General features: G+C 72.6%; 6 protein-coding genes. All 6 read left to right on the forward strand.

Going from position 1 to position 9,226, the window contains the following annotated elements:
* Positions 1-1,013, forward strand: a 1,013-nt coding sequence (locus tag DSY14_RS24975; RefSeq protein ID WP_374224057.1) for an AAA family ATPase, incomplete at its 5' end; no start/stop codon positions are given.
* 123 nt (positions 1,014-1,136) lie between these two features.
* Positions 1,137-1,577 (forward strand): cobalamin B12-binding domain-containing protein, encoded by a 441-nt coding sequence (locus tag DSY14_RS24980; RefSeq protein WP_211719067.1) that lies wholly within the window; start codon positions 1,137-1,139, stop codon positions 1,575-1,577.
* Positions 1,574-2,836 carry a methylaspartate mutase gene (locus tag DSY14_RS24985; RefSeq protein ID WP_211719068.1) on the forward strand — a complete coding sequence of 421 codons (1,263 nt, stop codon included), beginning with the start codon at positions 1,574-1,576 and terminating at the stop codon, positions 2,834-2,836. Before DSY14_RS24980 ends, DSY14_RS24985 begins: the two co-directional genes overlap by 4 nt.
* 58 nt (positions 2,837-2,894) lie before the next feature.
* Entirely contained in the window at positions 2,895-3,890 is a 996-nt protein-coding gene (locus DSY14_RS24990; RefSeq protein WP_211719069.1) for an asparagine synthetase A, read from the forward strand.
* A complete protein-coding gene (locus DSY14_RS24995) occupies positions 3,887-5,143 on the forward strand; it encodes a glutamate synthase-related protein (protein ID WP_211719070.1) in 1,257 nt (418 codons plus the stop codon). Before DSY14_RS24990 ends, DSY14_RS24995 begins: the two co-directional genes overlap by 4 nt.
* A 96-nt stretch (positions 5,144-5,239) precedes the next feature.
* Positions 5,240-9,226, forward strand: a 3,987-nt coding sequence (locus DSY14_RS25000) for a non-ribosomal peptide synthetase (protein WP_211719071.1), incomplete at its 3' end; no start/stop codon positions are given.

Here is a 9,226-nt window from a genome sequence, read left to right on the forward strand (position 1 = left end):
CCCCGGACCCCCGCACCCCCGTCCTGGGGCGGCAGGAGGAGGCGGAGGCCCTCGCCATGGCCCTGGCCGCTCCGGGCCGCCGCCTGGTGACCGTGACCGGGGCCCCTGGGGTCGGTAAGAGCCGCGTCGCGATCGAGGTCGCCCAGCGGTTGCACCGCTCCTGCGAACTCCCGGTCCTGTGGGCCACGGGTTCCGAGCACGACTTCCCCGCGCCGGCGGGTGAGCTGGCCGACCTGGTGGGCCGGGCCGTCGCGGACCTGTTCTCCGTGGTCGGACCCGTGGACAGCGACCGCGACGGGGTGGCCGACCTGGTGCACGCCGTGGGAGACCGCCCCGCCCTGCTGGTCCTGGACGCGCCCCGCCCGGGGGCGCCCAACGGCGCGGCGCTCGCCCGCATCCTCCACGAATGCCCGGCGCTGCGGGTACTCGCGGTGGCCGACCGGCCCTACGGCGCACCAGGTGAGCAGGTCTTCCCGTTGACTGCCCTCGCGCCCGCCGCCGCCGTGGACGTGCTCGTCTGGCACCTGGGCGACACCCGTCTCTCACCCGGCCCCGGCCCCGAGGAGACGCCGCTGCTGGCCGAGATCTGCGTGCTGCTCGACCGGATCCCCGGCGCGCTGGTCTGCGCGGCGACGTGGCTGACCCTCTACGACCCGGCCACCCTGCTGGCCTGCCTGCGGGAGGACCCCCTCCCGTTCCTCAGCCCGCTGACCGGACCCGCCGCGCCCGGCCTCGTCGAGGGACTGGTCAGGGTCTCCTCCGACCTCACCCCGGACGAGGAGACCGTGCTGGACCTGCTGTGCGCCACCGCCGACGGAGAACGCGCCGACGGCCTGGCCCGGATCGGCGGTCTCCCGCTCGCCGACTGCGGCAGGGTGCTGAACGCCCTGATCACCCGCGGGCTCGTGCGGTGCGAGCGCGGTACCGGCCAGGCCCGCGTGCACACGCTCAACCTCGTCCGTGTCCTGCGCGCCGCGCACGACCGGCGGGCCGCGGCCCCGGTCGCGGCCTGAACCGTGGTCGGCGCACATGCCGCCCAATCTGCCGACAGCACTTCCCGTTCTCCGTCCGTGCGGGACGTAACTTCTCCGCGAGGAGAGAAACCAACGGCCATGCGCCATTGCGAGGTGGGATAGATGTTCCGTGGTGGCGTGACGGGGTTTCGGCCCAAGTCCATCGTTTCCAGTACGGTTTCCGACTCACACACCTGGAACCTCATCTTCATGCAGCTCCTGCTGGAGGAGATGGGGCACGAGGTCGTGAACATCGGGGCCTGCGTTCCCGAGGAGCTGTTGGCCGACGCGTGTCTGGAACACCGCCCCGACCTGGTCGTGGTGAGCAGCGTCAACGGCCACGGGTTCAACGACGCCCTCGGGCTGATCCGGCACCTGCGCGCCGTCCCCGGGCTCGAACGGATACCCCTCGTCGTGGGCGGGAAGCTGGGCGTGGACGGCGTCCGCGACGTCGGCTTCACGCGCCGCCTCCTCAACGAGGGGTTCGACGCGGTCTTCGCGGAGCACGAGCTGGGCGGCTTCCGCGAGTTCGTGTCCGCGCGCGGGCTGAGAGCGGTGTCATGACCGCGGACGTCGACACCACCCGTCCCTCCTTCGGTGACTTCGTCGCCGCCGCGCAACGGAACGGGCACCTGGTCGTCCAGCCCCGGATGGGCTTCGGTGACCTGGAACGGATGCGCGCGGGCCTGGTCGCGACCAGGGCGGCGGACGCGGTCAGCGTGGGCACGCTGACCCTGGACAGCTACACGCGGACGGGCGACCACGAGGCGGCGCGCCGGGCCCTGGCCGACGGCGTCAAGCTCAACGGCTACCCGATCGTCGCGCGTCCCGACCACGAGACCGTGGAGCTCCTCGACGGGGTCCGGGACGTCGCCTTCCCGGTTCAGGTCCGCCATGGCTCCTCCCGGCCGCAGGACATCTTCCGTACCCTGACCCGCCTCGGGCTGGAGGCCACCGAGGGCGGGCCGGTCTCCTACTGCCTGCCCTACAGCCGCACCCCGTTGCGGGAGGCGGTGGACAACTGGGTCGAGAGCACCGAACTCTTCGCCGGGTCCGGGGCCGACGGGCGCCGTCCCCACCTGGAGAGCTTCGGCGGATGCATGCTCGGCCAGCTCTGCCCGCCCAGCCTCCTCGTCGCGATCAGCCTGCTCGAAGGGGTCTTCTTCCGTCAGCACGGCATCCGCAGCGTCTCGCTCAGCTACGCGCAGCAGATCCACCCCGCGCAGGACGAGGAGGCCGTGCTCGCCCTGCGCCGACTGGCGGTCGAGTACCTCCCGGACACCCAGTGGCACATCGTGTTCTACGCCTACATGGGGGTCTACCCCCGCTCCCCCCGCGGCGCGGCGCTCCTGATGGAACAGGCGGCGCGCACCGCCGTACGCGCCGGTGCGGCGCGCGTCATCGTCAAGACCGAGGCGGAGGCCCACCGGATCCCCACCGTCGAGGAGAACGTCCGGGCGCTGGAGGTCAGTGCCCGCGCCGCCGAGACGGCGGGACCGCCCGTGACCGAGGCGGGGGAGAGCGGTGTCCTCGCCGAGGCCCGCGCGCTCGTCGAGGCGGTCCTGGACATCGACCCGGACATCGGACGGGCCCTTCCACGGGCGTTCGAACGGGGCCGGCTCGACCTCCCGTTCTGTCTGCACCCGGACAACCGAGGACAGGCCCGCAGCTACATCGGCGACGACGGTTACCTGCGCTGGCTGAGCACCGGGAACATGCCGATCCCCGTGCCCGTGGACTCGGCGGTGCCCTCCCGGCTGACCGCCGACGCCCTGCTCACGATGCTCCACCACGTCGAACAGCGCTATGACCGGGCCACCTGAGCGGCCCGCTCCCGCACCCCCACGACCGCCGAACCCGGCGTCCCGAGACGGAGGAACCATGAACGACCCCGAGCACCCCTCGCCGATCCCGCCCCTGGGTGAGCACCTCACCTCCCGGACCACCCGCGACATCATGCTCGTGCAGCAGGAGGTCCTCGCGGCGACCCGGGACCACCTGCGCGGACAGGGCTTCGTCGAGCTCCTGCCACCCCTGACCGGACCGGTCACCGACCCCGGTGGCCGGGGTGCCAAACAGCTCGACGTGGACTTCTACGGTCACCGCTACAAGCTGATGACCAGCGCGATCCTCTACAAACAGGCGTCGCTGCGCGGTTTTCCCAAGCTCTTCTACATCGCGCCGAACGTGCGGGCCGAACCCCTGGAGACCGCGTCCACAGGACGCCACCTCTTCGAGTTCCACCAGATCGACGTGGAGATCGCGGGCGCCACCCGGGACGACGCGATGCGGGTGGCGGAGGGCCTGCTGACCCACGTCGTCGCCCACGTGCTCGAACGGGTCCCCGAACTCCTGAGCGGACTCGGGCGGGACCCGGTCTTCTTCAAGGAACTGCTCAGGGGCGGCTTCGGGAGCCGCACCCACGCCGACGCCGTCGAGACCCTGCGCGGGATGGGCCACGGTCAGGACGCGGGGACCGAGATCGACTGGGAGGGCGAGGCGATGCTGTCCCACAAGGCGGACCGGCCCTTCTTCGTCACCGACTACCCCAAGGGTTCCCGGGGTTTCTACGACAGGGAGGACCCGGAGAACCCCGGTCTCCTGCGCAACTTCGACCTGTTGGCGCACGGCGGCTACGGCGAACTGGTCAGCGGCAGCGAACGCCAGGCCGACTACGCGGCCATCGTCACGGGAATCCGCGAGAGCGGCGAGAACCCCGCCAAGTACGGCTGGTACCTGAAGGAGGCCCGTGAGGGCATCCCCGAGAGCGCCGGGTTCGGTATGGGCCTGCAGCGGGTCCTTCGGTACCTGACCGGTATGGATTCCCTGTGGCAGGTCACCGCCTACCCGAAACTCCCCGGGGTGGTGTCGGCATGAACCGACTGCACGCCGAGGGTCTGCCGGAACGGGCGATCCGCGACCGCGCCCGCAGGGGCCGCGCGGCCGTGTTCCCGCCGGACGACTCCTACGGCAGGGCCGTCATCGGGGCCGACGTCACCTCCACCGCCACCGTGGACCCGCTCGACGCCGCGCGCCTCGTGCCCCCGGTGTTCATGCCCCGCCGCCTGGAGAAGCTCATCGACCTGGCCCGCGAACCGCTCTTCGGCGACGTCGACCTGCGGACCCGGGTCGGCGGTTTCGCCTCGGCCCTTCCGGTGTACGTGTCGGCCTTCGGGTCCACCCAGGTCGGGACCGAACTCGCCCTCGCCGCCGGGCGGCAGGCCGGGCGCCTCGGCATCCCCCTTGTGGTGGGCGAGAACGTGGCTCCCACGCTCGGCTACCGCGCGGACTCCTCCCTGCTGAGCAGGCTGGAGGCCTACGCGGCGGAACTGCCCGAGGGGGTCGGGGGCGTGGTCGTCCAGCAGAGCACGGAGGACGCCGACGCGGAGGTGTGGAACCAGGTCCACTCCGACCCGGCCGCCGCACCACTGCTGGACTCGGGCCGGCTGGGGTTCGAACTGAAGCTCGGGCAGGGGGCCAAACCGGGCCTCGGCGGCATGACCATGGTCGGCGAGGACGACGCCGACCGGCTCTCGGACCGCTACGACGTCAGCGGTCTGGACCCTCGGGGCGGTCCGCGTCTGCGCAGTTCCAGCCCCGGCACGTTCACCGAGGAGATCCTCGCCCAGCAGATCAGGTTCATGCGCAACAACTTCCCGCGGGTCCGGGTCTGGGTGAAGCTCCCGCCCGGACGAGACGTCGGGCACGCGGCCCGCGTGGCCTGGTCCGCCGGGGCGCACGCCGTCACGGTCGACGGCGCCGAGGGAGGCTCGGGCTGGGCGCCCTCGGTCTTCCTGGACCGGGTGGGCCTGCCGCTCGGCGAGTGCCTGCGCAGGATCGGCGCCCCGGACGGGTGCCTGCTCGCCTCCGGGCGGATGTGGGAGGCCGGGCGGGCGGTCGTCGCCCTCGCCCTGGGCGCGCGTGCCGTGGGACTGGGCCGCGCCGCGCTCGTCGCCGTCGACGAGGACCCCGAGCACGGTCTGGTCAACCTGGTCGGCGCGTTGGAGTTGGAGGCGCGCCTGCTCATCAGCGCACTCGGCAAGTACTCCCCGGACGCCTTGGGCGGCGAGGACGTCCTGTTGCCCGGGTCGGCCCCCGCGACCGCAGCGGAACCGAGCACCGTCCCCTGAGGGCGCTCCGGCCCTCCCCACGGGGCCGTGCCCCTGCGAACCCCCAGGCCGAAGCCGACAGTCCGATCAGTCCAGGAAAGGGAGAAGGGAAACTCGATGCTCTGCACATTCGACGAAACCCGGCCGCTCAACGAGGCGCAGAGCGGAATCTGGTTCACCCAGGAAGCCGACCCCGAGAGCCCGATGCTCAACAACGGGGAGTACTACGAGATCGAGGGGCCGCTCGACCCCGTCGCCCTGGAGCGGGCGGTGGAGCGGGTCGTGTCCGAGAGCGAGATCCTGCGGACGCGCTTCCTCACCACCGAGTCCGGTCCGCGCCAGTGGACCGACGCGACGCTGACCTACCCCATGCGGGTCGTGGACCTCGGCGACGCCGACGACCCCGCCGCGGAGGCGCTGGCGCTGATGCGCGAGGAACTCGCGGTGCCCCTGGACGTGACCCGCCACCCGCTCTACGCCCACGTGCTCTTCCGACTCGGCGGCGACCGCCACGTCTGGTTCCACAGGGCGCACCACCTCATGGTCGACGGCTACACCTTCATGCTGCTGGCGCGGCGCGTGGCCGAGGTGTACACGGGGATGCTCCACGGCACCGACACCGGCGCGCCCCTCGGCTCGTTCGAGGCGTTGGCCGAGGAGTCGGCCCGGTACGAGGCCGGGCCGGAGCGCGAGGAGGACCGCCGCTACTGGGCCGGTTACCTGGACGGTGCCCCGCACCACACCGCCCTCACCCGGAACCGGGAGGAACCCGGGCCCCGGTACCTGCGTTCCACCCGGTTCGTCGACGAGGAGGGCGTGGCCCGGATCCGTCGGGCGGCGGAGAGTTGCGGGACCCGGTGGAAGCAGATGCTCATGGCGGCCGTGGCCGCCTACACCCAGAGGTGGACGGGAGAGCGCGACATCCTCCTCAGCCTCCCGGTCACCGCGCGCACCACGGAACTCAGCCTCCGCACCCCGGGGATGTACTCCAACGTCATCCCGCTGCGCCTGAACGTGGACCCGGACGCGCCCGTGGCCGACGTGGCCCGGGACGTGGCGGCCGCCCTGCGGTCCTGCCTGCCCCACCAGCGCCACCCGGTCGCCGCGACCCGGCGGCTGCTCGGCCAGACCCCGCAGACCAGGCGCGAGTTCGGCCCGCTCATCAACATCATGTCCTTCGACTACGACGTCGACTTCGGTGGTCTGCCCTGCGTTCCGCACAACCTCTTCCAGGGACCCATCGAGGAACTGCGGATCGACGTCCTCCAGCGCGGCCGCGACGGCGCCCTGCAGATCGACTTCGACGCCAACCCGGCGGTCTTCACCCCGGAGGACCTGGAGCGCCGGACGGATTCGTTCGTGCGCCTGCTCGACGCGCTGTGCCACGACCCGGAGACCGCCGTCGGGGACCTGGACCTGATCTCGGGGGACGAGCACCGGCGGGTGGTCGCGGAGTTCAACCGCGGTGCGGCTGCCGCTGTGACGGACCGGGCCGTGCACGAGGTGTTCGAGGAGCGCGCCGCGGTGGGGCCCGAGGCCGCGGCGGTGGTGTTCGACGGCGCCGTGGTCTCCTACGGCGAGCTGAACGCCCGCGCCAACCGCCTGGCGCGCCATCTGCGAGGGCTGGGGGTCGGCCCCGGGACCAGGGTGGGCGTACTACTGGAGCGCGGCCCCGAGTTCGCGTCCGCGCTGCTCGCGGTGCTCAAGACCGGAGCCTCGTACGTTCCCCTCGACCCCGCCTTCCCGGACGACCGCCTGGCCACGATGGTCACGACCGCCGGTGTCGGACCGGTCGTGACCAGGGCGGGACTGGCCGGGCGCGGTGTCGGCGCGGGGCTCCTCGTCCGGGTCGACGCCGAGGCCCGGGCCGTGGCGCGGCACGGCGCGCAGGACCTGGGCCTGCGGGTGCCCCCGGGCGCCGCCGCCTGCGTGATGTTCACGTCGGGTTCGACCGGCGTGCCCAAGGGAGTGGTGGCCCCGCACCGAGCGGTGGTCTCCACCCTCCTCGGGCAGGACTACCTGGACTTCGGCCCGGAGCAGGTGTGGCTGCAGACCGCTCCGGTCTCCTGGGACGCCTTCGTGCTGGAGTTCTGGGGCGCGCTGCTGCACGGTTCGACGTGCGTCCTCCAGCCCGGGCAGGTGCCCGAGCCGAGACGTATGGCGGAGCTGGTCGCCGAGCACGGGGTCAGCGCGATGTGGCTCTCCGCGGGCCTGTTCAACCTGGTCCTCGACGAGCACCCGGAGGTGTTCGACGGGGTGCGCCAGGTCGTCACCGGCGGCGAGGCCCCGTCGGCGGAACACATGCGACGCTTCCTGCGGACCCTTCCCGGTGTGCGGCTGCAGCACGGGTACGGGCCGGTCGAGAGCATGGTCTTCACCAACGCGCACAGGGTCACGGAGGTGGACGGCCCGCTGGTCCCGGTCGGCGCGCCCATCGCCCACCGCAGCTGCTACGTGCTCGACGGCCGGTCGCGTCCGGTCCCCGTGGGTGTGCCGGGTGAGCTGTACGTCGGCGGGGCCGGTCTCGCGCTCGGGTACGTGGGGCGTCCGGACCTGACCGCCGAGCGGTTCGTGCCCGATCCGTTCGGTGCTCCGGGGGAGCGGATGTACCGCACGGGTGACCTGGTGCGGTGGACCGAGGCGGGGACCGTGGAGTTCCTCGGCCGGGTGGACGACCAGGTCAAGATCCGGGGTTTCCGGGTCGAGCCCGGTGAGGTCGAGGCCGTGCTGGCCGGGTCGTCCGGTGTCGTGCAGAGCGCCGTGGTGGTGCGGGAGGATCGTCCGGGTGATCGGCGGCTGGTGGCCTACGCGGTGGCCGAGGCGGGTGTGGAGGCCGACCCGGCCGCCCTGCGGGCGGACCTGGCCGCATCACTGCCCGACCACATGGTGCCGTCCGCGGTGGTGGTGCTGGAGGAACTCCCGCTCAACGCCAACGGCAAGCTGGACCGCAAGGCCCTGCCCGCGCCTCGGTACACCTCGACCGGCCGGTCCCCGCGCACCCCGCAGGAGGAGATCCTCTGCGGTGTCTTCCGCGAACTCCTCGGAGTGGAGGCCGTCGGGATCGACGACTCCTTCTTCGACCTGGGCGGTCACTCCCTGCTCGCCACCCGGCTGGTCAGCAGGGTGCGCGCCGTGCTGGGCGCGGAACTGGGCCTGCGGGACGTGTTCCGCTCTCCCACGGTCGCCGGGGTCGACGCGCTGGTCAGGTCAGTCTCCGGCGGGTCCGTGCGCGCACCGCTCACGGCGGTGGAGCGCCCCGAGCGCGTACCACTCTCCTTCGCGCAGCGACGCCTGTGGTTCCTGCACCGCATGGAGGGGCCGAGCCCCACCTACAACGTCCCGGTGGTTCTGCGGTTGCGCGGCCCGGTGGACGAGGACGCGCTCCGCGCGGCGCTGGGGGACGTGGCCGACCGCCACGAGGCCCTGCGCACGGTCTTCCCCTCCGTCGACGGCGAACCCGTCCAGCGGGTCCTGCCCGTCCGGCCGGTGCTGGAGGCCGTCGACACCGGGCAGGAGGGCGTCCGCGGCGGGATCGACCGGGCGGTGCGCCATGCCTTCGATCTGGAGAGCGAGATCCCGATCCGGGGATGGCTGCTGAGAGCGGGGGGACGGGACGCGGTCCTGGTCGTGCTCGTGCACCACATCGCCAGCGACGGATGGTCGATGGCACCCCTCATGGACGACCTGGGCGCCGCGTACGGAGCACGGCTGCTCGGGGAGGTCCCCGACTGGAGTGACCGACCCGACCTGGTGGTGCAGTACGCCGACTACGCGCTCTGGCAGAGGGACGTCCTGGGCTCGGAGGCGGACCCGGGGAGCCCACTGGCCGGCCAGACGGCCTTCTGGGAGCGGACCCTCGCCGGTCTCCCGGAGGTCCTGGAGCTGCCCACCGACCGTCCCCGCCCCCTGGTGCCCACCAACGAGGGCGCGACGGTCGACGTCGCACTGCCCGCGGACCTGCACGCCGCGCTGGCCGAGCTGGCCGCCGACCACGACGTCACCCTCTTCATGGTTCTTCAGGCGGCGTTGGCTGTGGTGTTGGCGCGGTCTGGGGGTGGGGTTGATGTGCCGATTGGTACGCCTGTGGCCGGGCGTGAGGATGAG

Source organism: Nocardiopsis sp. MG754419 (assembly GCF_018207095.1).
Classification (GTDB): domain Bacteria; phylum Actinomycetota; class Actinomycetes; order Streptosporangiales; family Streptosporangiaceae; genus Nocardiopsis.